We start from the raw sequence: 23908 nt of genomic DNA, 5'->3' as shown, positions 1-23908 counted from the left end.
TCTAATTGGTCAGGTAGATGTCGTTGGTCTCGGGCTTCCACCCGGCCTGCGCGCGCAGGTAGCCGATCGCCGCGCCATAGGACATGGCGGTGATGTCGCGGATCGGCGCGTCCTTCGCCGCATCCTCGTAATAGGAGAGGTAGCTGACCCCGCTCACGGCGGGGAAATCGTCGTCGAGATCGAGCGCCCCCCCGGCATAGACGTTGTTCTCGGCCCACAACCGCGCCCCGCTCTCCGACCCGGGGCGGATCCAAAAGGCGCGGTAGGTTCGATCCTTGGCGCGGAACAGGTTCTGCTCGATGAACACCCGCGCGGGCCCGCGCACGTCGACCCCGACGCTCTTCCAGTTCTCGTAGACGTTGTTCCAGACATGCCCGTACATGCCCTGGAACAGCGGGTTGCGCTGCTGCACGTCGGTGAAGCGATTGTGGTAGACCGACACGCGCAACCGGTAATTATATTGCGGCTGGTCGGTGTTGAAATTGCCGAGCAGCATGTTCTTGTAGGTCTGCGAGAAGCGGTTGCCCGAGATCGTGATGCGCGCGTGCTGGTCGTCGGTCGGATCGGTGATGTCGATGCAACCATCAATGCAATTGCGGAAATCGGACCGGTTGATCCAGATGTCGTCGTAACCGATCGCGCTGGCCTTGGAGTGCGCGGGATTGAAGATGGTGATCACGTCGCCGAGGCAGTCGGGTTCGACGACATTGGCGGGCCGGGTCCCATGCACCTCCTGATAGAAGGCGATGTGGCTGACGATGATGTTGCGCGCATCGCTGATCAGCAGGATGCCGTCATAACCCGGGGCGATCTTGCGGCGGCACCCGACATCGCCGTCATGTTCGTATTCGGACCAGCGATAGTTGCGTTGGAACACGACGCGGCGCGGGGTGCCGTCCTTTTCGAAGCCCGCGCGTCCGTCGATGGTGAGATTACCCTTGGTGATGCGAAGGGGCGCGCGCAGGTCGATGATCGCGTCCTTGGTCCCGAGCGAGCCGTTGTCGCGCTCGAACAGGCCTGGGTGGAAGACGATCCAATAGTCGCCGCGTTCAACCGCATAGCGCAGCGAGCCGGGTTCGCCGGTGTCGCGCGTGGTGGTGACGAAATAGAGCGGCTTGCCCAGCCCGCCGGTGGTCGCGCGGCCATAGCCGTAGAGCCCGTCGAGCAGGCGCGTTTCGGTCACCGTGGTCTGCGCCGCGACGGGGGCGGCGGCCAGCGCGGCGAGGAGGAGCAGCAGCGAGCGTATCATACGCGAATTCTTGCCCGTCCCAGTAAAGATTGGCAAGTCGCAAGGGGCTGGTCGGAACACCATCGGCCATTAACTCTGGATTTTATCGGCTAACCTAGATAAGCATTATGCGACTGTCGCGATTGCGCGATACGCCAAGGGGGTCTTCCAATGTCGAGAATTTGCAAACGGCTGTTGCTGGCATCGAGCATGATCGGGACCGGGCTCGCCGTGCCGCAGCTGGCGATGGCACAGGTGGTCGATGGCTCGACCTATGCCGGGCAGGCGCAGCTCCAGGTCGCGCAAGGGGTGCATACCAACGCGCTCCTCACCGACATGTCCGAATGCGAGGTCGCGCTGTTGTGCGAGGCGCGCCAGAAGGTGACGTGGATCGGGACCCTCGACTATGTCGACGGCGGGCAGGACGGCGACTTCCTGTCGGCTCCCTATGGCTATGACCGGATCACGGGCATGGTCGGCGCGCAATTCGCGCTGTCGGACGAGGCCTTCGCCGGAATCGCGCTTGGCTATGCCAACCGCAATCTCGACTTCGAGGACACGGTCAGCGACAGCTTCGACCTGTCGGGCCCGACGATCGGCGCCTATATCGGCTTCGACGACGGCGTCGGCCCCTATGCCAAGGCGGTCGGCAGCTACAGCTGGTGGGGCGGCGATGCCGAGCGCGCCACGACCTCGGGCGATGTCGACATGACGCAATGGACGCTCGGCGCGCATGTCGGCTATCACTGGGCCTTCAGCGATACCGCCTCGGCGACCCCTTACATCCATGTCGACCACAGTTCGCTCAGCTTCGACGGGCTGAGCGAGGATGGCGCGACCAGCGACGCGCTCGTCTTCGTCGACAAGGACGAGGCCCGCACCTATTCGACCATCGGTGCCAAGTTCGGCGCCGACATCAACTGGGTGATCGCCGAGATCGACCTTGGCTGGCGCCACATGTTCGGGCCGCAACGCGCGCGGCTCGACACCGACTGCGTCGGCTGCCCGAGCTCGCTCTATTCCAACTGGGAGGAACGCGACAGCGCGCTGATCGGGCTGTCGTTCGGCGGGATGGTCGGCAATGCCGACGTCAAGCTCGGCTACCAGGCGCTCTTCAACGGCGCGCGCGAGGAACATTCGGGCGGCATTCGCATCCGCTTCCCCTTCGGCGAGCGCCCGGTGTCGGTCATCGTGCCGCCGAGCCCGCCCGCCGACCTGCCGCCGCCGCCGCCGCCGGCGCCGGCGACGATCACCTGCCCCGATGGCACCGTGATCCTGGCGACCGACCCGTGCCCGCCGCCGCCGCCGCCGCCGGCACCGCCGCCGCCGATGCCCGAGCCCGAGCGGGGGTGATCCCCCGGGGCTAGGTCGCACCGATCGACATGAAAGGGTCGCCCGCCAACGGCGGCCCTTTCTTGTCGAGCCTTGCCCTTTCGTGCATGGCTTGGCAGCCCGGGGGCAACGACCCCGCGCGCCGCCCGTCGCCGGACCGGCCGCGCGGGGCGCCGCCTCGCCCGATCGAAAGTCGCAACCGCCCACGCCCATGTCCCAGACCGCGCTGACCCATCTCGAACGGCTCGAGGCCGAAAGCATCCATATCCTGCGCGAGACCGTGGCCGAGACCGAGCGCCCCGTGATGCTCTATTCGATCGGCAAGGATTCGGCGGTGATGCTCCATCTCGCCCGCAAGGCCTTCTACCCGGGGTCGCTGCCCTTCCCGCTGCTCCATGTCGACACGACGTGGAAATTCTCGGACATGTACCGGATGCGCGAGCGGATCGCCGAGCAGGCGGGGATCGAATTGCTCGTCCATCGCAATCCCGAGGCGGCCGAGCGGGGGATCAATCCCTTCGACCATGGCGCGCTCCACACCGACCTGTGGAAGACCGAGGGGCTCAAGCAGGCGCTCGACTTGCACTGTTTCGACGCGGCCTTCGGCGGCGCGCGCCGCGACGAGGAGAAGAGCCGCGCCAAGGAGCGCATCTTCTCCTTCCGCTCGGCCTCGCACCGCTGGGATCCGCGGCGCCAGCGCCCCGAATTGTGGAACCTCTACAACGTCCGCCACGCCAAGGGGGAGACGATGCGGGTGTTCCCGCTGTCGAACTGGACCGAGCTCGACATCTGGCAATATATCCTCGCCGAGGGGATCGAGATCGTCCCGCTCTACCTCGCCGCGGAGCGCCCCGTGGTCGAACGCGACGGGATGCTCCTGATGGTCGATGACGACCGCTTCCGGCTCGCCGAGGGCGAGGTGCCGCAGTTGCGCTCGGTGCGCTTTCGCACGCTGGGCTGCTACCCGCTGTCGGGCGCGGTGGAGAGCCAGGCCGATACCATCGAGAAGGTGGTGCAGGAAATGCTGCTGACCGCGACCAGCGAACGGCAGGGGCGCCTCATCGATCGCGACGCGGGCGCCGGGTCGATGGAGAAGAAGAAGCAGGAGGGGTATTTCTGATGGCCCGGCCCGGCGACCTCGACCGCGCGCTGATCGAACGCGACATCACCGCCTTCCTCGAACGCCAGCGCACCAAGCAGCTGCTGCGCTTCATTACCTGCGGCAGCGTCGATGACGGCAAGTCGACGCTGATCGGGCGGCTGCTCCACGACAGCCGGCAGATCTTCGAGGACCAGCTCGCCAGCCTCGCGGCCGACAGCCGCAGCGTCGGCACGCAGGGCGACCGCATCGACTTTGCCCTGCTGGTCGACGGTCTCGCCGCCGAGCGCGAACAGGGCATCACGATCGACGTCGCCTATCGCTTCTTCGCGACCGACCGCCGCAAGTTCATCATCGCCGACACGCCCGGGCACGAACAATATACGCGCAACATGGTCACCGGCGCCTCGACCGCCGACCTTGCGGTACTGCTGGTCGACGCGCGCAAGGGGGTGCTCCAGCAGACGCGGCGGCACAGCTACCTGGCGCATCTGGTCGGCATCCGCCACCTCGTCCTGGCGGTCAACAAGATGGACCTCGTCACCTACGACAAGGCGGTGTTCGACAAGATCGTCGACGATTATGCGCGCTTTGCCGACACGCTCGGAATCGAGGGGGTCGTCGCGATCCCGGTCTCGGGGCTCGAGGGCGCGAACATCACCGCGCACGATCGCACCAACATGCCGTGGTACGAGGGCCCCACGCTGCACGAGTATCTGGAGCGCGTGCCCGTCGCGAGCGCGGTCTACCAGGACAAGCCGTTCCGCATGCCGGTCCAGTGGGTCAACCGGCCCGACCAGCATTTCCGCGGCTTCGCGGGGCAGGTCGCCGCCGGGCGCATCGCGCCGGGCGAGCGGGTGCGGCTGCTGCCCTCGGGGCGGACCAGCCGGGTCGAGCGGATCGTGACGATGGACGGCGACCTCGAGGCGGCGGTCGCGGGCCAGTCGGTGACGCTGACGCTGGCCGACGAGGTCGACTGCGCGCGCGGCGACGTGATCGCCGCGGCGGACGACCCGCCCGCCAGCGCCGACCAGTTCGAGGCGACCATCGTCTGGATGGACGAGGAGCCGCTGCTGCCCGGGCGCGCCTATTGGCTCAAGCTGGCGAGCCAGACCGTCTCGGCCACGATCCAGCCCCCCAAGCATCGCGTCGACGTCAACACGCTGGCACAGCTCGCCGCCAAGACGCTCGACCTCAACGATATCGGGGTCGCGCAGCTCACCACCGACCGCGACATCACCTTCGAGCCCTATGCCGACCCCGACGGCGCCAGCGCCAATCGGACGCTCGGGGGCTTCATCCTCATCGACAAGCTGACCAACGCCACGGTCGGGGCAGGGATGCTCCATTTCGCTCTGCGGCGCGCGCAGAACATCCATCCGCAGGCGCTCGACATCTCGCCCGGGACGCGGGCGCGGGCGCTGGGCCAGCGGCCCGCGATCCTGTGGTTCACCGGCCTGTCGGGCGCGGGCAAGTCGACCATCGCCAACCTCGTCGAGAAGAAGCTGGTCGCGCGCGGGCGCCATACCTTCCTGCTCGACGGCGACAATATCCGGCACGGGCTCAACAAGGACCTCGGCTTCACCGATGCCGACCGGATCGAGAACATCCGCCGCATCGGCGAGGTCGCCAAGCTGATGACCGAGGCGGGGCTGATCGTGCTGACCGCCTTCATCAGCCCGTTCCGGGCCGAACGGCAGATGGTCCGCGACATGTGCGCCGAGGGCGATTTCATCGAGATCTTCGTCGACACCCCGCTGCGCATCGCCGAAGAGCGCGACGAGAAGGGGCTCTATGCCAAGGCGCGCGCGGGCAAGATCAAGAATTTCACGGGGATCGACAGCCCCTATGAAGCGCCGCTCAAGCCCGACTTGCGGATCGATACCACCAAGCTCGATGCCGAGGCCGCCGCCGAGGCGGTCGTCGCCGCGCTGCTCGAACGGCTCGAGGGTTGAACCGCAAGCGCGCGACCGCGTTGCCTCGCCATGTACCGTGAAACGCGCAGCCGCAAGGCCAAGGCCGGGACGATCGGGGCGATCGCGCTCCTCCACGGGGTGGCGATCGCCGCGCTGATGACCGCCGGCGGGGTCGAGATGCTGGTCGAGCGCCAGCCCGACCTCGTCACCTACGATGTCGAACTCGAGCCCCCGCCGCCGATCATCGAGAGCCTGCCCGAGCCGAGCGAGGCGCCCCCGCGCGAGGAGGGCGAGGCCTCGGCCAAGCAGGTCGAGAGCGCGGCCACCGAGGTGGTGCGCCCCGAGATCACGCCCCCCATCCCCGTGCCGCCCCCCGTCGTCGCCGCGCCGCGGGCCGGCGAGGGCGCCGAGGCGACGCAGGGGGCCGCCGAGGTCGACGAGGGCGGCACCGGCGCGGGCGGGATCGGCAGCGGCACCGGTTCGGGCGGGGCCGGCGACGGGCTCGGCGGGGGCGGGGGTACGCGCCCCAGCGTGATCGCCCGCACGACGCTGACCCAGCGCGACTATCCCAAGGACATCCGCCGCCGCTGGCCGGTCGGCGGCGCGGTGCTCGTCGCGGTCCGCGTGCAGGTCGACGGGCGGGCGACCGACTGCAGGGTCAACCGCTCGATCGGCGACCCCGAGATCGACGCGCTGACGTGCCAGCTGGTCGAGCGCAAGGTGCGCTTCAACCCGGCACGCGATGCCGCCGGGCGACCCTATGTCGCCTGGTATGGCTACATGCAGCGCTGGGTCGGGCGCTGACCCGCGTCGCCGCGCTGCGCGCGAATGGCCCGGGACCGGGGCTTTGCGCTCGGCGGCGAAGCGCAGTAAGGCGGGGCGAGGGGAACGATCAGGGGGTTTTCAGCGCTGCCCGAGGGTGGCAGGAAGACCCCCGTGTGAACGTTCCCACGGACGCGGTGTCCCGGGACTGAAGGAACTCCTCTTGAGCGACAAGGCCTCGACCCTCCTCCTGTTCGGCGCGACCGGCGACCTGTCGCGGCGCATGCTCCTTCCGTCGCTCTACGGCCTCTACGCCGACCGGCTGCTGCCCGAGGATGTGCAGATCATCGGCACCGCACGCAGCGAACTGACCGATGCCGAATTCCGCGAGACCGCGGTGACGGCGCTGCGCGAGCGCCTGCCCGCCGATTTCTACAACGAGATCACCGCGCGCAAATTCGCCGCGCAATTGTCCTACCTGCCCGTCGATGCCACCACCCCCGAGGGCTATGACGAGCTCGCCGCGCGGATCGAGATCGACCGGGGGGTCGCGATCTTCCTGTCGACCGCGCCCTCGCTGTTCACCACCGTGATCGAGAACCTCGAGCGCGTGGGGCTGGCGGGACCGACCGTGCGGCTCGCGCTCGAGAAGCCGATCGGCACCGACCTTCCGAGCTCGCAGAAGATCAACGATGCCGTGGCCGCCGCCTTTCCCGAGGAGCGCATCTTCCGGATCGACCATTATCTCGGCAAGGAGACGGTCCAGAACCTGCTCGCGCTGCGTTTTGCCAATTCGCTGCTCGAGCCGGTGTGGAACGCGGGCCATGTCGATCATGTCCAGATCACCGTCGCCGAGACGGTTGGGCTCGAGGGTCGCGCGGGTTATTATGACGATGCCGGCGCCAGCCGCGACATGCTCCAGAACCACATGCTCCAGCTGCTCGCGCTGGTGGCGATGGAACCGCCCGCCGACTATGACCCAGAGGCGGTGCGCGCCGAGAAGGTCAAGGTCTTGAAGGCGCTGCGCCCGATCGAGAAGGACGATGCGCCCGACAATGTGATCCTCGGCCAATATGGCGAGGGCGAGTTGGGCGGCGAGGCGGTGCGCGCCTATGCCGATGAACTGGGCGAGCCGAGCGAGACCGAGACCTTCATCGCGCTGCGCGCGCATGTCGACAACTGGCGCTGGTCGGGGGTGCCCTTCTACCTGCGCCACGGCAAGCGCATGGCCACCCGCAAGACCGAGATCCTGATCCAGTTCAAGTGTGTGCCGCACTCGATCTTCTCGAACGTCAACGCGGTGCCCCAGCCCAACGAGCTGATCATCTCGATCCAGCCCGAAGAGAATATCCGGCTCAAGATCATGACCAAGACGCCCGGGCTCGATCGCGGCGGGATGGCCTTGCGCGAGGTCCCGCTCGACATCACGCTCGACAAGGCCTTTTCGGATTATCGGCGGCGGATCGCCTACGAGCGGCTGCTGCTCGACCTGATCGAGGGCGACCCGACGCTGTTCGTGCGGCGCGACGAGATCGAGGCCCAATGGCATTTTATCGACCGGCTGCGGGCCAGCTGGCTCGAGGCGGGAATGACCCCCGAACCCTATGCAGCAGGAGGCTGGGGACCCGCGTCCTCGGCGGAGCGGATGACCAAGGATGGAAGGCAGTGGAATGATTGAAGCCGAATGGTGGGATTATGACGACCGCGAGGAAATGGCCGATGCGGTCGCGGGCGATATCGGTTTCATCGTCGAGAGCGCGATCGACGCGCGCGGCGAAAGCCTGCTCGCCTTCCCCGGCGGCTCGACGCCCAAGGCGGTGTGGGAGCGGCTGGCGGAGAAGAAGCTGCCGTGGAAGCGGGTGACGATCATCCCGGGCGATGACCGCCTCGTTCCCGTCGACAACGAACTGTCCAACGTCCGTGCCATCGCGCAGGCGATGATCTCGACCGGCGCGCGCATCTACCCGATCGCCACCGAGAATGACGATTATGTGATGGCGGGCCATGCCGCCAACGCGCGGCTCAAGGACCTGAAGTGGCCGCCCGACCTCGTCTGGCTGGGGATGGGCACCGACGGGCATACCGCCTCGATCTTCCCCGGCCCCGACCTCGACAGCGCGCTCGATGCGCCCAAGGCGAACCTGGCCATCGGCGTGCGTCCCGACCCGATGCCGCCCGAGGCCCCCGTCGACCGCGTGACGCTGACCCGCGCCGGGATCCTCCAGGCGCGCACGATCATCGTCACCATCACGGGCGAGGAGAAGAAGCGGATCCTCGAGGAAGGTCTCGCGGACGGCCAGTCCTCCAAGCTGCCGATCGTGCGCGTCCTCGCCGAATCCGAATTCCCGATCGACATCCACTGGGCTCCCTGAAGACGCGTCATGGCCACCCTCGACCCCCGCATCGCCGCCGTCACCGACCGGATCCGCGAGAAGAGCCGGGCCTCTCGCGAGGCCTATCTTAAGCTGATGGATGCCGAAGGCGAACGGGGGATCGACCGCCAGCGGCTGTCGTGCGGCAATTTCGCGCACGGCTTTGCGGCGGCGGGCGATGACAAGAAGGCGATCCGCACCTTCGCCGGGCCCAACATCGGCATCGTCACCGCGTTCAACGACATGCTCTCGGCGCACGCCCCTTACTATCGCTACCCCGAACAGATGAAGATCTGGGCGCGCGAGGCGGGGGCGACCGCGCAGGTCGCGGGCGGGGTGCCCGCCATGTGCGACGGGGTGACGCAGGGGCAGCCCGGCATGGACCTGTCGCTGTTCAGCCGCGACAATATCGCGATGGGCACGGGGATCGCGCTGTCGCACGGGATGTTCGAGGGCGTGGCGATGCTCGGCATCTGCGACAAGATCGTGCCCGGCATGCTGATCGGCGCGCTGCGCTTCGGGCACCTGCCGGTGCTGCTGGTGCCCGCGGGGCCGATGCCCTCGGGGCTCGCCAACAAGGAAAAGCAGCGCGTGCGCCAGCTCTATGCCGAGGGCAAGGCGAGCAAGGAGGAACTGCTCGCGGCCGAGAGCGCGAGCTACCACGGGCAGGGCACCTGCACCTTCTACGGCACCGCCAATTCGAACCAGATGATGATGGAGATGATGGGGCTGCACGTGCCCGGCGCGGCCTTCGCCAACCCGGGCACCAAGCTGCGCCAGAAGCTGACCCGCGCCGCCGTGCACCGCGTCGCCGAACTCGCCAAGGCGAAGAGGCGGCTGTGCGACACGGTCGATGAACGCGCCATCGTCAATGCGGCCGTGGGGCTGATGGCCACCGGTGGTTCGACCAACCACATGATCCATTTGCCCGCGATCGCGCGCGCGGCGGGGATCGTCTTCGACTGGCAGGACTTGGCCGACATTTCCAAGGCGGTGCCGCTGATCGCGCGCGTCTATCCCAACGGCTCGGGCGACACCAACGACTTCCACCATGCGGGCGGGATGGCGTTCGTGACGCACACGCTGCGCGAGGCGGGGCTGGTGCATGATCACCAGCCGGCGGGGCATGACGATTTCGCCGCCTATGCGACCAACCCGGTCGAGGATGGCGAGGGGCTGCGCTGGGAAGCGGTGACGGCGTCGTCGAACGACAGCATGCTGCGCCCCGCGAGCGACCCGTTCCAGCCCGACGGGGGCATGCGGCTCCTTGCCGGCAACCTCGGGCGCGCCTGCTTCAAGACCAGCGCGGTCGAGAAAGAGCGCTGGACGATCGAGGCGCCGTGCCGGATCTTTGCCGACCAGAAGAGCGTGGTCGACGCGTTCGAGGCGGGCGAACTCGACAAGGATGTCGTGGTCGTCGTGCGTTTCCAGGGACCGCGCGCCAACGGCATGCCCGAATTGCACAAGCTCACCCCGCCACTCGGCGTGCTGCAGGACCGCGGGCACAAGGTCGCGCTGGTCACCGACGGACGGATGAGCGGTGCGTCGGGCAAGGTGCCCGCCGCGATCCACTGTTCGCCCGAAGCGCTCGGGGGCGGACCGCTCGCCTTCCTGCGCGATGGCGATGTCGTCCGCGTCTGCGCCGAGACCGGCGCGCTCGAGGCGGTGGGGGTCGATCTGGACAGCCGCGAGGCCGCCGATGCGCCCCCGCCGCCGGTCGGCACCGGGCGCGAGCTGTTCGCGCTGTTCCGTCACCACGCCGATGAAGCCGAAAAGGGCGGATCGGCCATGCTGCACGCCATGGAGACCTCGCTGTGACCCGCACCATCGCCGTTGCCGATGTCGGCGGCACGCATGCCCGTTTCGCTATCGCCGAGCTCGATGGCACCCACGTGACCTCGCTGTCCGAGCCGGTGACGCTCGGCACCAACGATCATGCCAGCTTCCAGACCGCGTGGCGGCATTTCTGCGAGATCAACCCGGGACCCGAGCCCAAGGACCTGTCGATCGCCTTTGCGGGGCCGGTCGACGGCGAGGTGCTCAAGCTCACCAACAACCCGTGGGTGATCCGCCCCGCGCTCGCGCAGGAAAAGCTGGGCGTCGATCATTTCACCATCGTCAACGACTTTGCCGCGATCGGCCATGCGGTGGGCGAACTGGGCGACGAGGACTTCCTCCACGTCACCGGGCCCGAGGGCCCCTTCCCGCGCCACGGCGTCACCACCATCGTTGGCCCCGGCACGGGGCTCGGGGTGGCGCAGGTGCTCAAGACCGAGGACGGCCACAACCACGTCATCGCCACCGAGGGCGGGCACGTCGATTTCGCGCCCCTCGACAGCCTTGAGGATCGCATCCTCCAACGGCTGCGCAAGCGCTACGTCCGCGTCTCGGTCGAGCGCATCGCCTGCGGCTCGGGGCTGGTGAACATCTACGAGGCGCTCGGCGCGATCGAGGGCAAGCCGGTGCGCGAGGTCGAGGATATCGAATTGTGGACGATGGCGATGGAGGGCAGCGATGCGCTCGCGGCCGCCGCCCTGGACCGCTTCTTCCTGTCGCTGGGCGCGGTCTCGGGGGACCTCGCGCTGGCGCATGGCGCCAATGCGGTCGTGCTCGCGGGCGGGCTCGGCTATCGGCTGCGCGACCGTTTCGAGCGTTCGGGCTTTGCCGGCCGCTTCGTCGCCAAGGGGCGCTTCGAACGGCGCATGCAGAACATCCCCGTCAAGCTCGTCACCCATCCGCAGCCGGGCCTCTATGGCGCGGCGGTAGCCTTTGCCAAGGAACATCCATGACCATCGACGACATCATGGGGCGCGCCCCCGTCATTCCCGTCCTCGTGCTCGACGATGACGCGCCCGACCCGGTCGCGCTCGCCGAGACGCTGGTCGAGAACGGGCTCCCCGTGATCGAGGTCACGCTGCGCACCGAGGGGGCGCTCGAGGCGATGGAGAAGATGAGCCGGGTCGAGGGCGCGATCCTGGGCGCGGGAACGGTGCTCAACCCGGTCATGCTCTACGAGGCGGTCGACTATGGTGCCCAGTTCATCGTCTCGCCCGGTCTCACCGACTGGGTGGTGCGCGCGGCGCACGACAAGCAGGTCCCGATCCTGCCCGGCGTGGCCACCGCCAGCGAGGTAATGCGCGGGCTCGACATGGGGCTCGATCGGTTCAAGTTCTTCCCCGCCGAGGCCAATGGAGGGCTGCCCGCGCTGAAGGCCATTTCGGCGCCGCTGTCGATGGCCAAATTCTGCCCCACCGGGGGCATCCGCGAGGAGACCGCCGCCGACTGGCTCGCGCATGACGCGGTCCTCTGCGTCGGCGGCAGCTGGATCCTGCCCAAGGGCGAGACCGACCTCGACAAGGTCGCGCGGCGCGCGCGCGCCGCCGCCGACCTCGCCCGCTAGGCCCGCACCCCCATAGCCGCCGCTAGTGGAGCGGCTGGCCGTGACGCTCCTTCCAGAAGACTAGCGCGCAGACGACGCTGAGCGCGATGAAGAAGACGGGGTACCAGAGCCCGGCATAGATATCGCCGGTCGCGGCGACGATCGTGAAGGCGGTGACCGGCAGGAACCCGCCGACCCAGCCGGTGCCGACATGGTAGGGCAGGCTCATCGCGGTATAACGGATGCGGGTGGGGAACATCTCGACCAGCGCGGCGGCCATCGGGCCGTACAGCGCGGTCGCCGCCACGGTGAAGACGAGCATCCAGAAATAGAGCGTGGTCCAGTCGACCTCGTCGAGATCGGCGGCGAGCGGGTAGCCGGCGCTGCGCAGCGCCGCGTCGAGCCCGGCCATGTCGACGGTGCCCGCCTCGGCGACCGCGATGGCGGTCTCGCCGATCGTGATCGCGGTGGTGCCGTCATCGCTCGCGACCCGCTGGTAGCCCACCCCGCTGTCGATCACCGCCTTGGAGGCGATGTCACAGGCGGTAGTGAATTGCGCGGTCCCGGTGGGGTCGAACTGCGAGGAACAGGTGGCAAGGTCGGTCACGATGACGACCGGGCTTTCGGCCTGCGCCCGGCTGAGCTGCGGATTGACCGCATCGGCGATGGCATGGAAACCGGGGAAGAAGGCGACCAGCCCGATCAGCATGCCGCCGACCATCACGGGCTTGCGCCCGAGCCGGTCCGAGAGCCAGCCGAAGAAGACGTAGAGCGGCGCCGACACGATGGTGACAATCAGGATGATCCAGTTCACCTCGGCGCCCGGTATCCCGAGATTCTTCTCGAGGAACACCTGGACGTAGAAGAAGGCACAATACCACAGCGCTCCCTGCGCGGCCATGAAGCCGAAGAAGGCGGTGAGCACCTTCTTGGCGCTCTTCTTCTCGGCAAAGGCTTCGCGCAGCGGGGTCGAGGTGACCGCGCCCTCTTCCTTGAGCTTCTGGTAGGCGGGGCTCTCGTTGAGCTTGAAGCGCATCCAGACGCTGATCGCCAGCAGCAGGATCGAGACGAGGAAGGGCACGCGCCAGCCCCAGTCGAGGAAGGCGTCCTCGCCGATGCTGGTGCGGGTGAAGTAGATGACCAGCAGCGCGGCGATCAGGCCGAAGGCCGCGCTCGCCTGGATCCAGCCGGTCGCGGCGCCGCGCTTGTCGTCGTCGGCATGCTCGGCGACATAGATCGCCGCACCGCCATATTCGCCACCGATCGCCATGCCCTGGCAGATGCGCAGGATGATGAGGAGGATGGGGGCGACGAGCCCCGCGCTCGCATAGGTCGGCAACAGGCCGATCGCGAAGGTCGCGCCGCCCATCAGCGAGACGGTGATGAGGAAGGTCGCCTTGCGCCCGATGCGGTCGCCCATCGCGCCGAACACGATCGCGCCGAGCGGGCGGAAGGCAAAGCCCGCCGCGAACAGCCCGAGCGCGGCGATCACGCCCATCGTGTCCGAAAGGCCGGAAAAGAAGACCTGCCCGATCACGCTCGCAAGCGCGCCGAAGATGAAGAAGTCGTACCATTCGAACGCGGTGCCCGCGGACGATGCGGTGACGACCTTGGCCATCGACCAAGGCTTGGACTGAGACATCAATTCCCCCCGAATTCCGTTCGCCGCCAGCCTTAGCGCCTCGCGGGGGAGGTTCAAGCCCTAGCCCGACCGGCTGCCCGCGACGTCGATCACGAAGCGGTGCGCGATGTCGCCCTGCTCAAGGGTCGACCAGGCCGACGCGATGTCCTCGCCCTTGATCAGTTCGATCTCGGGAACGATGCCGTGCTCGGCGCAGAAATCGAGCATCTCCTGTGTTTCGGCGACCCCGCCGATGGCCGATCCCGCCACCGCGCGATTGCCGAAGATGAGGTTGAAGCCCGACACCCCGGGCAAGGGTTCGAGCGCGCCGACGACGACCATCGTGCCGTTGGGTCGCAGCAAGGTGACGTAGGGGTCGATGTCATGCGTCACGGGAACCGTGTCGATGACGAGGTCGAAGGAGGCCGCCGCCGCTTCCATCGCCTCGGGATCGGTCGAGACGACGACGTCGCTCGCCCCCATCGCGCGCGCCGCCTCGGCTTTTTCGGGCGAGGTCGTCACCACCTTCACCTCGGCGCCCATCGCCAAGGCGATCTTCACCGCCATGTGCCCGAGCCCGCCGAGGCCGACGACCGCGACCTTGGTGCCCTTCCGCACGCCCCAGCGCTTCAAGGGCGAATAGGTGGTGATGCCCGCGCACAGCAGCGGCGCCGCCTTGGCCATGTCGAGGCCGTCGGGGATGCGGCACACGAACTCCTCGCGCACCAGCAGGTGATCCGAATAGCCGCCTTGGGTGAGCTCGCCGTTGCGATCGGGCACGCCATAAGTGAAGGTCGGGCCCTCGACGCAGAATTGCTCCTGCCCGCCGGTGCAATATTCGCACTGCAGGCAGCTGTCGACCATGCAGCCGACGCCGACGCGATCGCCGACGGCGAACGTCGTCACCTCGGGGCCGACAGCGGTGACCGTGCCGACGATCTCGTGGCCGGGGACCATCGGATAATTGCTCATCCCCCAGTCGTCATGGGCGAAGTGAAGGTCGCTGTGGCAGATGCCGCAATGGCTGATCGCGATGGTGACGTCGTCGGGACGCGGGTCGCGGCGTTCGAATCGCAGCGCATGGATCTCGTCGTCGGGGCTCTCGACACCCCATCCGAAGGCTTGGGTCGGCATGGCAAACTCCTGCGACCCCCCCGGGCGATGACGATAGCGCAGGTCGGCGGGCCGAGGCAACGCCGGTGCCGGGCGCGGCGCGGGCGCGGGCTCAGCGCTTGGCGCGGGCGAGCAGCGCCTTGGCCTGCGTGAGGTGGGGGCGATCGACCATCCGCCCACCCACGTCGAGCACGCCGGCGTCGGGGTGCGCGGCAAAGGCATCGACGATCGCCTTGGCGCGCGCCACCTCGGTATCGGACGGCGTGAAGGCGGCGTTGATGATCGGCACCTGCGCGGGGTGGATCGCGAGTTTGCCGGTAAAGCCCTCACTCGCCGCAGCGCGCGCCTCTTCCTTCAACCCCTCGTCGTTCCTGAAATCGGTATAGACCCCGTCGACCGGCTGCGCGCCCGCCGCGACCGCGCCCGCGAGGCACAGCGATCGGGCGAGCTGGTAGGTAAAGGCGAGCTTGCCGTCGGCGGCATATTTCGACCGCGCCCCGAGCGCCGACGACAGGTCCTCGGCGCCCCAGCTCATCGCCGCGAGCGGCGCCTGCGTGCCCTTGTAGGACCCGAGGTTGAAGAGGCTCGCGGGGGTCTCGGTGACGATCGCGTGGATCGGGATCGAGCCGGTCGAATGGGCGAGGTGGACAAGGTCGTCCTCGCTCTCGGCCTTGGGCAGGACGATGCCCTCGAACTCGGCCTTGGAAAACAGCTTGAGGTCCTCGCGATGCTCGGGCGCGAACATCGGGTTGATCCGGACCCACCAGCGCGGGCCGCCATGGCGCGGACCGAGCTCCTTGAGGAGGTCGCGCGCGAACGCCTTGGCGGCGGGCGCGACGCTGTCCTCGAGGTCGAAGATGATCGCGTCGGCTTCGGAGCCCAGCGCCTTGTCGATCTTCTTCTCGCTATCGGCGGGGACGAACAGCCAGCTGCGCGGCGGGGGCAGGTCGGACATCAGGCGGACTTCTTGAGGAGCGCCGAGCGCTTGAAGGAGAGGACGAGCGCATCGGCCTGGTTGTAGGCGCGATGTTCCCAGGTGACGATGCCCGCATCGGGGCGCGACTTGCTCGGCCGCACGCCGAGGCACTCGCTCTCGATCCGCAGCGTGTCGCCGACGAACACGGGCTTGGGGAACTTGAGCTCGTCATAGCCGAGGTTGGCGACCAACGTGCCCAGCGTCGTCTCGCCGACCGAGATGCCGACCGCGAGGCTGAAGGTGAAGCAGCTGTTGACGAGCGGCTTGCCGAATTCGGTCGCCGCGGCGGCCTCATGGTCGAGGTGAAGCGGCTGCGGGTTGTGGGTGAGCGTGGTGATCAGGATGTTGTCGGTCTCCGTCACCGTGCGGGTGATGGGATGGCGCACGACGTCGCCTACCGACCACTGATCGAAATATCGTCCGGACATGATCTGGGACTAGGGTCTAGGCCGCGCGTTCGCAAGCGGCGGCTTTGCGCGCCGCGTCGATGGCCGCGGGCAGCAGCTTCATCTTGAGATCGTGCATGCCGATCGCATCGACCGCATCGCGCCGGTCGTCCGAGCGCACCACGTTGGCGATATGGCCGAGGATCTGCATGACGATGTCGATCGTCTGCAGGCTCGTGCAGTGCTTGGTGATGATGTCGATATCGGCGGCCAGTTCATCGCCCATCACCTCGAGCAGCTTGCGCGCTTCCTCGATTTCGTGGGCGAGGCTCTGGTCGAGCATGTCGGGCGATCGGGTCATGACAACCGCGATTAAGCCGAGAGGGTTAAGATCGGGTGAGGAGGATTTCGGCCATCGCTTCGGTGATCGCCCGCGCGTCGAGGCGGTAGGTCGCGTAGAGATCGGCCAGGTTGCCGGTCTGGCCGAAGCGCTCGACCCCGAGCGGGGCGACCCGCTGGCCGCACACCCCGCCGAGCCACGACAGCGAGGCGGGCGCGGCGTCGCACAGCGTGACCAGCCCAGCGCCCGGCGCCAGCCGCCCCAGAAGCGTCTCGACATGGCTCGGCGCCCGGTTCCCCGCCCAGCGCGCCGCCTGCGCCGCAGTCCAGCCGCGATGGAGGAGGTCGGGGCTGGTCACCGCGAGCAGGCCGAGGCCGGGAATGTCGGCGCTCAGTTCGGCGTGCGCGGCGAGCGCCTCGGGCATCAGCGCGCCCATCGCCACGATCGCCGCCTCGGCGCCCTCGGCGGGGGGCTTGAGCCAGTAGCCGCCGGCCAGCGCGCCCGCCTTCCAGTCCTCGTCCGCGTCCGCGCGCGTGACCTGCGCGACCGGGCGCGTGGAGAGCCGCAGGTAGGTGCTCTCGCCGTCGGGATCGTCGATCAGCCGGAACGCCTCCTCCATCATCGCCGCCAGTTCGTCGGCGAAGGCGGGTTCGTAATGCCGCAGCCCCGGCTGGCCCAGCGCGATGAGCGGCGGGTTGATCGACTGGTGCGCGCCGCCCTCGGGCCCCAGCGTCAGCCCCGACGGGGTGGCGACGAGCAGGAAGCGCGCATCCTGGTAACAGCCGTAGTTGAGGCTATCGAGGCCGCGCGCGATGAAGGGGTCGTAGAGCGTGCCGATCGGGAACAAACGCTCCTGCCAGTGATCGCCCGCGAGCCCCGCCGCCGCGAGCATCAGGAAGAGGTTCGATTCGGCGATCCCCAGCTCGATATGCTGGCCCGCTTCGTCGCCCGCCCATTTCTGCGCGCTCGGGATTTTGGCCTTGGCGAAGACGTCCTCCATCGCGCGCCGCTTGAACAGCCCGCGGCTGTTGACCCAGCCGCCGAGGTTGGTCGAGACGGTCACGTCGGGCGAGGTGGTGACGATGCGGTCGGCCAGCTCGCCCCCGCGCTTCGACAGCTCCATGAGGAGGCGTCCGAAGGCGGCCTGCGTCGACTGTTCCTCGCCCTCGGGGGCGGGCAGATCGGGGATCGGCACGCTGCCGAAGCTGCGCGCGCGCTTGTCGCGGCGGATGCGCGTCGCCTCGAGCAGCGCCTCGACCTTGGGGCGCATGTTGCCCGACAGCCCGGCGAGGGGTTCCCACTCCTCGCCAGGCGCGATCCCCAGTTCGTCGCGCCACGCCGCGACCTGCGTCGGGTTCATCAGCCCGGCGTGATTGTCCTTGTGCCCGGCGAAGGGCAGCCCGAACCCCTTGACCGTCCACGCGATGAAGAAGGTCGGGGTGTCGTCGCGCTTGGCCGCGTCGAACGCCTCGACGAGCGTCTCCATGCAATGCCCGCCAAGGTCGGTCATCAGCGTGCCGAGCGCGGCATCGTCGCGGTGCGCCGCGAGGAAGGGGGCCGCCGCCTTGCCGAGGTCCGCCTCGAGCCGCGCCCGCCACGCCGCCCCGCCCTGATAGTGGAGCGCCGCGAAATCGGCGTTGGGCAGCGCCTCGAGCCAGTCGCGCACCGCCTTGCCGCCCTTGCCCCCGAGCGCTTTCTCCAGCTTCTTGCCGAAGCGCAGCTCGACCGTGCGCCAGCCGCACGCCGAGAAGATGTCGTCGAACCGCTCGAACATCCGGTCGGCGCTGGTCGCATCGAGGCTCTGGCGGTTGTAGTCGACGATCCACCACAGGCCGCGCACGTCATGCTTGGCCCCCTCGATGATCGCCTCGTAGATATTGCCCTCGTCGAGCTCGGCATCGCCGATCAGCGCGACGAAGCGGCCGCGCTCGGCGGCGTCGATCCGCCCATGCGCGTGCAGATAGTCCTGGACGAGGCTGGAGAAGAGCGTGATCGCCACGCCGAGCCCGACGCTGCCGGTGGAGAAATCGACGGGGATCGCGTCCTTGGTGCGGCTCGGATAGCTTTGTGCCCCGCCGAGGCCGCGAAAATTCTCGAGCTGGTGGCGGGTCTGCGTGCCGAGCAGATAGTGGATCGCGTGCAACACCGGCCCGGCATGCGGCTTGACCGCGACGCGGTCGTTGGGGCCGAGCGCGTGGAAGTAGAGCGCCGCCATGATCGCGCTGATCGAGGCCGAGGACGCCTGATGTCCCCCGACCTTGACCCCGTCGGCCTTGGGGCGGACGTGGTTGGCATGGTGGATCGTCCAGCTGGCGAGCCAGCGCAGGCGGCTGTCGAGCGCGTCGAGGGCGGCAAGGTCGGTGGTCATGGGCTGCCTCTTAGGCGGGCGTGACGAGATAGGCCAGATAGGCGGCGTAGGAGAGCAGCAGCACGCCGCCCTCCCAGCGCTGGATGGTGAGCCCGGTCCGCAGGAAGACGAGCAGCAGCGCGGTCGTGACCGCGAGCACCCAGATGTCGAGCGCCGCGATCTCGGGGGGTACGCCCAGCGGTTGCACCACCGCGGTGAGGCCGAGGATGCCGAAGATGTTGTAGATGCAGCTGCCGACGACATTGCCGAGCGCCACATCGGGCTCCTTCTTGAGCGCGGCCGCCAGGCAGGCGACCAGTTCGGGCAGGCTGGTTCCGATCGCCACCACCGACAGCCCGATCACCGCCTGCGAGACTCCCATCTGCGTGGCCAGCTCGACCGCCCCCTCGACCAGGAAGCGCGCGCCGAAGATCACCCCGCCGATCCCCGCCAGCGTGATGCCGCCAAGGAGGAACGCGTTCTGCGGCGCGGCAACGGCGGCATCGACCTGCTCGGTCACGCTGTCGCTCGCGGCGTTCTTCTCGGAGAAATAGGCGTAGACGATATAGGCGACGAGCGCGGCGAACAGCCCGACCCCGATCGCGCGGCTGACCCCGCCCGCCAGCACCGCGCCGACCGCGGCCAGCGCCGAGAGCGCGAGCACCAGCCCGTCGCGGCGGAAGGCGGGGCGGGTGATCGGGATGGCGATGACCAGCGCCGAGGCGCCGAGGATGAGGAGGATGTTGGCGATGTTGGAGCCGATGACATTGCCCACCGCGATATCGGGCGATCCGGTGAGCGCGGCGCGCAGGCTGGTCACCAGTTCGGGCGCCGAGGTGCCGAAGCCGACGATGGTGAGCCCGGCCAGCAGCGGCGAGATCCCGAGCTTGCGGGCAAGCCCCACGGTGCCGCGGACGAGGAATTCGCCGCCCGCCGCGAGCAGCAGGAGACCGAGGAGGAGGGCGAGCCAGGTCGGCATCTGGGTGGGCTAGCGAAACGCCCGCGCATCGCAAGCTCTTTTCGCCCGCGCGGCACGCTCAGGCGCTCTGCCGCGTGTCGGGGCGCTCGAACTCGTTGGTGCCGTAGAGGCAGACCATGTCGCGCCCCAGCCCCTTGGCGCGATAGAGCGCGCGGTCGGCCTCGACGAGGCTCGCCTCGAGCGGGCGGCGGCGGTAATAAGGCGCCACTCCGAAACTGGCGCTGAGGCGCTCGTCGGGGGCGAAAGCCTCGTGGCGATAGGTGGCGAACTCACCGCGCAGGCGCTCCGCCAGTTCGGCGGCGCGGGCAATCGAATGGCCCGGCAGCGCGATCGCGAATTCCTCGCCGCCGAACCGCCCCGCCACCGGCGCGGCCGACCCCAGCAGCGCGGCGAAATGGCGGATGACATCGTCGCCGACCCCGTGCCCGTGACGGTCGTTGACCTTCTTGAAGAAATCGATGTCGGCGAGCACGATCGCGCCGAAACCCGGCTGCTCCTCGCGCAGCGCGGTGGCAAAGGCGCTGCGCGTGAGCAGCTCGGTCAGCCCGTCATGCTCGGAGCGGTGGCGATAGAGGCGCAGCTGCTGCTGGACCACTGCGGCGATGATGAAGCCGACCACGGCGGGTACCGCGAAGGCGTTGGTGACGAGGAGGAATTCGGGCAGCCAGGCGGGGCCGGCGAACAGGTCGGTGCGCCCGGCATCGAGCAGCGAGGGGAAGAAGGGCAGCCGCACCAGCGCGGTCAGCATCATCACCCCCAGCGACACGAGCAACCCGGTGCGGATGGTGCTGCGTCCGCGGCGCCACAGGAAGCGCAGCCCGTCGACATAAACCAGGAGGCTCGCACCGAGCGCGGGCAGATATTCGATCGCGATGGGGGCGCCCGCGGCGATCAGCAGCAACGACAATGCAATGCCGCCGAGGATGAGGCGCATCAGCCAGCGCCCCGCGCGCGCGCCGCCCAGCGAGAGGCGAACCGACTGCACCGCCGCCCACAGCCCGAGCGGGTCGAGCGCATAGAGCGCCGCGCGCGTCAGCGGTGCCTCGCCACCCTCGAAGAACAGCATCGTGCTGGCGCCGCCGAGCAGGAGCCCGCCCGCCAGATAGAAGGTGGCGGCATGGCGTTGGGGGCCCACCTGGACGAGCACCACCACCACCGCGAGCGCGGCGATGATGACCAGCATCAGGACGTAGAGATCGATCTGCACGGCGACGGCTTAACAACGCGGTGAAGGGCAGGAAAGAGCAAAAAATGGCCCAATTTGGTTAACGGGCATTGGCTTCGTCCGCCTCGCGCCGGTCATAGCTCGCCTGCGCCGCCCGGATGCAGTCGATATGCGCGATCGCCCAGTCGCCGAGCGCCCGCACCGGCGCGGTCAGCGATCGGCCGAGCGGGGTCAGGGCATAGTCGACGCGCGGCGGGATCGACGGGGTCACCGTCCGGCTCACCAGCCCGTCGCGCTCGAGCCCGCGCAGCGAGCGGGTCAGCATGCGCTGCGAGATGCCGTCGATCTCGCGCTTGAGCTCGCTGAAGCGGCGCCCCCCGGTGGCGAGCACCATGACGATCAGCATCGACCATTTGTCGCCGACCCGGTTGAGCACGGGGGCGACATTCTTGCAGCCGGCCAGATGGAGGTCCTCGAGCGGTGCTTCGGGCGGCTGGTCGTCCGGTCGCATGGTTCCCTCCTTGTGCCTCATCCCCAACCTTGTGCCGTCTTGCGGGCGAAAGCCGTGGGCACGATATGCGTCCAGGTATCAAACCGTAACCAAGAAAGCGAGTCCGACCGATGACCACCCTCCTGCATATCGACAGTTCCACCCAGGGCGCGGACAGCGTGACCCGCGCGCTCACCGCGCATGCGGTCGAGCGGCTGGCCGACGGCGCGACCACGGTCGAGCGGCTCGACCTCGTCGCCGACCCGATCCCGCATCTCCTCGGGCGCCCCGAGGACAATCGCTGGGTGCGCCAGTTCATGGCGGCCGACACCATCGTCATCGGCGCCCCGACCTACAATTTCACCGTCCCGACCCAGCTCAAGGCGTGGTTCGATCGCATCGCGCTGGCGGGGACTACCTTCCGCTATGGCGACAACGGCCCCGAGGGGCTGGTCGGCGACAAGCGCGTCATCGTCGCGATCGCCAGCGGCGGCAATTACGAGGACGGGTCCGCGTTCGAGCACAACAAGAGCTATGTGCAGGCCTTCTTCCAGTTCCTCGGGGTCGAGCCCCGGATCGTCGCCGCGCGCGGCGTCGCGCTCTCGCCGACCGCCAAGGCCGAGGCGATCGCTGCGGCGCGCGCCGAGATCGACCAGCTGGCGGCGGCGCTCGAGCCAGTGCGCGCCTAGCGAGCGGGCAGCACGCTCTCGATCGCGGTGGCGAGCTGCGCCTCGGTGAAGGGCTTGCCGAGCCGGTAGTCGACCTGCGGCAGCGGCGCCTGCGGGTCTTCGGCATAGCCGGTGTTGAGGATGATCGGCAGGTCGGGGTGGTCGGCGCGCACGCGCTCGGCCAGTTCGGTCCCGGTCATCCCCGGCATCGCCTGGTCGGTCAGCAGCAGGTCGAACTCGGTCTTGGCGAGCAGCGCCAGCGCTTCGGTCGCGGACGAGGCCACCGTCACCTCGAGCCCGAGATCCTCGAGCATCCCCTCGGTGCCCATCAGCACCAGCGCATCATCGTCGACCGCGAGCACGCGGCGCGAGGCAAAGCCGGGCACCTCCGGCTCGCGCTGGCGGGTCGTGTCCCGCGCGGGGGCGATCGCGCCCTGCGCGATCGGGAGCAACAGGCGCACCGTCGTGCCCTTGCCCGGCGCGCTGTCGAGCTCGAGCCGCCCGCCGAGTTGCTCGACCAGCCCCTCGACCATCGACAAGCCGAGCCCGGTCCCGAGCCCCGGCCCCTTGGTGGTGAAGAAGGGCTCGGTCGCGCGCGCGATCGTCTCCTCGTCCATCCCCGCGCCCGTGTCGGTCAGCGACAGGGCGATGAAGGCGCGTTCCGCCGCCACCTCCTCGGCGCGGATCGTCAGGCGACCGCCACCCTCCATCGCATCGCGCGCGTTGACGGCAATATTGAGGGCGGTCGCCCAGCGCGCAGGGCAGCGCGGACGGCAGGTCAAGCTCGAGCCTGATCTCATGGCCGAGCGAGGAATGCAGCAGATCGCTCATGTCCTCGAGCATCGCCGCGACATCGACGGCTTCGCGCGCGAGCTGCTGCTTGCGCGCGAAGGCGAGCATCCGCTGGGTCAGCGCGGTACCGCGCCGGACCCCCTCGCGCGCATTGTCGAGCAGGCTCATAACCTGCGCATCGGGCGCGGCCAGCCGCTTGTCGACAAGGTCGAGGCTGGTCTGCACCGCCATCAACACATTGTTGAAATCGTGCGCGACCCCGCCGGTGATCTGGCCGAGCGCTTCCATCTTCTGCGCCTGGAACAGCGCCTCTTCGGCGGCGAGCAACTTGGCGGTGCGCTCGGCGACGCGGCGCTCGAGCGTAGCGTTGAGGCGACGCAGCTTGTTCTGGCTGTCGCGCAGCCGGCGGTCGGACAAGTGGCGTTCGAGCGCCAGCGCGACCGTCTGGGTGATCCCGCTGATGAGCGCATGCTCCTCTTCCTTCGCCTCGCGCGGCTCGCGAAAATAGATGGCGAAGGTCCCCAGCAGGCGACCATCGGCGGCGCGGATCGGGGTCGACCAGCAGGCGCGCACCCCCGCTTGGGCGGCCAGGTCGCGAAAATTCTCCCACAAGGGGTCCTGCTCGATGTCGACGACATGGACCGCGCTGCCCCGCGCCGCCGCCGTCCCGCACGAGCCGATGCCCTCGCCGATCGCGATCCCGTCGATCGCGGCGTTATAGTCATCGGGCAGGCTTGGCGCGGCGCCGTGCCGCAGGTGTTCGCCGTCGTCCGACAACAGCAGCACCGAGGTCAGCATCGCGGGATCCTCGGCCTCGACCGCGCGCAGGAGGTCCTCGAGCACGGCGTGGATCGAGTGGCCGGCCGCGATCGCGGCCAGAACCCGTCGCTCCTGCTCGACGAGCGCCATCACCTTATCGGCGCTGCGCTGGAGATCGCTTCCG

21 protein-coding genes and 1 pseudogene are annotated in these 23908 nt (G+C 68.6%); 10 read left to right on the top strand and 12 right to left on the bottom strand.

What is annotated here, in order from left to right:
• Position 1: 1 nt before the first annotated feature.
• Complete coding sequence (locus L8951_RS03025) at positions 2–1249, bottom strand: pectate lyase family protein (RefSeq protein WP_244381516.1); 1248 nt, start codon at positions 1247–1249, stop codon at positions 2–4.
• A 150-nt stretch (positions 1250–1399) separates the two neighbouring features.
• On the opposite strand from L8951_RS03025, the gene L8951_RS03020 reads away from it, so the two are divergent.
• From L8951_RS03020 to eda, 9 genes are all read left to right on the top strand, one after another.
• The gene (locus L8951_RS03020) at positions 1400–2581 is read left to right on the top strand and encodes an autotransporter outer membrane beta-barrel domain-containing protein (RefSeq protein ID WP_244381515.1); all 1182 of its coding nucleotides are present in this window, start codon (positions 1400–1402) and stop codon (positions 2579–2581) included.
• Between the two features lie 190 nt (positions 2582–2771).
• Positions 2772–3680 (top strand): sulfate adenylyltransferase subunit CysD, encoded by a 909-nt coding sequence (cysD, locus tag L8951_RS03015; protein ID WP_244381514.1) that lies wholly within the window; start codon positions 2772–2774, stop codon positions 3678–3680.
• Positions 3680–5614 (top strand): sulfate adenylyltransferase subunit CysN, encoded by a 1935-nt coding sequence (gene cysN, locus L8951_RS03010; protein WP_244381513.1) that lies wholly within the window; start codon positions 3680–3682, stop codon positions 5612–5614. Before cysD ends, cysN begins: the two co-directional genes overlap by 1 nt.
• A 30-nt stretch (positions 5615–5644) precedes the next feature.
• Positions 5645–6379, top strand: a complete 735-nt coding sequence (locus L8951_RS11475; protein ID WP_265535895.1) for a TonB family protein — start codon at positions 5645–5647, stop codon at positions 6377–6379.
• Positions 6380–6560: 181 nt separating this feature from the next.
• Complete coding sequence (gene zwf / locus L8951_RS03000) at positions 6561–8015, top strand: glucose-6-phosphate dehydrogenase (RefSeq protein ID WP_265535896.1); 1455 nt, start codon at positions 6561–6563, stop codon at positions 8013–8015.
• The gene (gene pgl / locus L8951_RS02995) at positions 8008–8709 is read left to right on the top strand and encodes a 6-phosphogluconolactonase (RefSeq protein ID WP_244381511.1); all 702 of its coding nucleotides are present in this window, start codon (positions 8008–8010) and stop codon (positions 8707–8709) included. Before zwf ends, pgl begins: the two co-directional genes overlap by 8 nt.
• A gap of 9 nt (positions 8710–8718) precedes the next feature.
• A complete protein-coding gene (gene edd / locus L8951_RS02990; protein ID WP_244381510.1) occupies positions 8719–10527 on the top strand; it encodes a phosphogluconate dehydratase in 1809 nt (602 codons plus the stop codon).
• Positions 10524–11498, top strand: coding sequence for a glucokinase (locus L8951_RS02985; RefSeq protein ID WP_244381509.1), 975 nt, complete (start codon positions 10524–10526; stop codon positions 11496–11498). The genes edd and L8951_RS02985 overlap by 4 nt, the downstream gene beginning before the upstream one ends.
• Entirely contained in the window at positions 11495–12109 is a 615-nt protein-coding gene (gene eda / locus L8951_RS02980) for a bifunctional 4-hydroxy-2-oxoglutarate aldolase/2-dehydro-3-deoxy-phosphogluconate aldolase (protein ID WP_244381508.1), read from the top strand. Before L8951_RS02985 ends, eda begins: the two co-directional genes overlap by 4 nt.
• A gap of 22 nt (positions 12110–12131) precedes the next feature.
• On the opposite strand, the gene L8951_RS02975 is transcribed toward eda, so the two are convergent.
• The 9 genes from L8951_RS02975 to L8951_RS02935 all read right to left on the bottom strand — a co-directional run bounded on the left by L8951_RS02975 (position 12132) and on the right by L8951_RS02935 (position 21526).
• Positions 12132–13706, bottom strand: a complete 1575-nt coding sequence (locus tag L8951_RS02975) for an MFS transporter (protein ID WP_244381507.1) — start codon at positions 13704–13706, stop codon at positions 12132–12134.
• A gap of 84 nt (positions 13707–13790) precedes the next feature.
• Positions 13791–14843, bottom strand: a complete 1053-nt coding sequence (locus L8951_RS02970) for an NAD(P)-dependent alcohol dehydrogenase (RefSeq protein ID WP_244381506.1) — start codon at positions 14841–14843, stop codon at positions 13791–13793.
• A 91-nt stretch (positions 14844–14934) separates the two neighbouring features.
• The gene (locus L8951_RS02965) at positions 14935–15777 is read right to left on the bottom strand and encodes an HpcH/HpaI aldolase/citrate lyase family protein (protein ID WP_244381505.1); all 843 of its coding nucleotides are present in this window, start codon (positions 15775–15777) and stop codon (positions 14935–14937) included.
• A complete protein-coding gene (locus tag L8951_RS02960; protein ID WP_244381504.1) occupies positions 15777–16226 on the bottom strand; it encodes a MaoC family dehydratase in 450 nt (149 codons plus the stop codon). Before L8951_RS02960 ends, L8951_RS02965 begins: the two co-directional genes overlap by 1 nt.
• Before the next feature lie 16 nt (positions 16227–16242).
• The gene (locus tag L8951_RS02955; protein WP_244381503.1) at positions 16243–16545 is read right to left on the bottom strand and encodes a hypothetical protein; all 303 of its coding nucleotides are present in this window, start codon (positions 16543–16545) and stop codon (positions 16243–16245) included.
• A 25-nt stretch (positions 16546–16570) separates the two neighbouring features.
• Positions 16571–18892, bottom strand: a complete 2322-nt coding sequence (locus tag L8951_RS02950) for a transketolase family protein (RefSeq protein ID WP_244381502.1) — start codon at positions 18890–18892, stop codon at positions 16571–16573.
• Positions 18893–18902: 10 nt separating this feature from the next.
• On the bottom strand, positions 18903–19850 hold the full coding sequence (locus tag L8951_RS02945) for a calcium/sodium antiporter (protein WP_244381501.1): 948 nt from the start codon (positions 19848–19850) through the stop codon (positions 18903–18905).
• A 58-nt stretch (positions 19851–19908) separates the two neighbouring features.
• Entirely contained in the window at positions 19909–21057 is a 1149-nt protein-coding gene (locus L8951_RS11600) for a GGDEF domain-containing protein (RefSeq protein ID WP_244381500.1), read from the bottom strand.
• A gap of 58 nt (positions 21058–21115) precedes the next feature.
• Positions 21116–21526, bottom strand: a complete 411-nt coding sequence (locus L8951_RS02935) for a winged helix-turn-helix transcriptional regulator (protein ID WP_244381499.1) — start codon at positions 21524–21526, stop codon at positions 21116–21118.
• 110 nt (positions 21527–21636) lie between these two features.
• Here L8951_RS02935 and L8951_RS02930 point away from each other — a divergent pair, with 110 nt between their 5' ends.
• Complete coding sequence (locus L8951_RS02930) at positions 21637–22194, top strand: FMN-dependent NADH-azoreductase (protein WP_244381498.1); 558 nt, start codon at positions 21637–21639, stop codon at positions 22192–22194.
• Here L8951_RS02930 and L8951_RS02925 read toward each other — a convergent pair.
• Positions 22191–22955, bottom strand: coding sequence for a response regulator (locus tag L8951_RS02925; protein ID WP_244381497.1), 765 nt, complete (start codon positions 22953–22955; stop codon positions 22191–22193). The two genes, L8951_RS02930 and L8951_RS02925, sit on opposite strands and share 4 nt — an antisense overlap.
• 493 nt (positions 22956–23448) lie before the next feature.
• A pseudogene (locus L8951_RS11705) lies at positions 23449–23763 on the bottom strand (GAF domain-containing protein); the annotation flags it as partial.
• Positions 23764–23908: the final 145 nt, after the last annotated feature.

It is taken from the genome of Sphingomicrobium astaxanthinifaciens (assembly GCF_022865105.1).
In the GTDB taxonomy this organism is placed as follows: Bacteria; Pseudomonadota; Alphaproteobacteria; order Sphingomonadales; family Sphingomonadaceae; genus Sphingomicrobium; species Sphingomicrobium astaxanthinifaciens.
Note: the sequence above shows the minus strand (reverse complement) of the source record. Positions and strands in the feature narration are given on the sequence as shown.